The organism is Psychroserpens mesophilus (assembly GCF_050617655.1).
GTDB classification, from domain to species: Bacteria; Bacteroidota; Bacteroidia; order Flavobacteriales; family Flavobacteriaceae; genus Psychroserpens; species Psychroserpens mesophilus_A.
Genome location: NZ_JBODQC010000440.1, coordinates 1 through 242, shown reverse-complemented (window position 1 = coordinate 242; position 242 = coordinate 1). Strand labels below are relative to the sequence as shown.

1 pseudogene is annotated in these 242 nt (G+C 51.2%); it reads right to left on the bottom strand.

What is annotated here, in order from left to right:
- Window positions 1-242: pseudogene (locus tag ACRHNM_RS17920) on the bottom strand (50S ribosomal protein L25); the annotation flags it as partial.

The window sequence follows — 242 nt, the reverse complement described above, 5'->3', positions numbered from 1 at the left end:
AGCAGGCGTACCGGGATTTTCATCGTCACTTCCTTGTCCGGGAACAACTGGTAGAAATCCACGTGCAGGATGTTGTCGGTTACCGGGTGGAATTGGATGTCCTGTAATACGGCAACGACCTTCCGGCCATCCTCGAACTCAATTACCACGGTATGGGCATTGGGGGTGTACACGAGGTCTTTAAACGAAATTTCATCCGCTGCAAAGTGTAATGGTTCTTCCCCTCCGTATACCACGCAAGG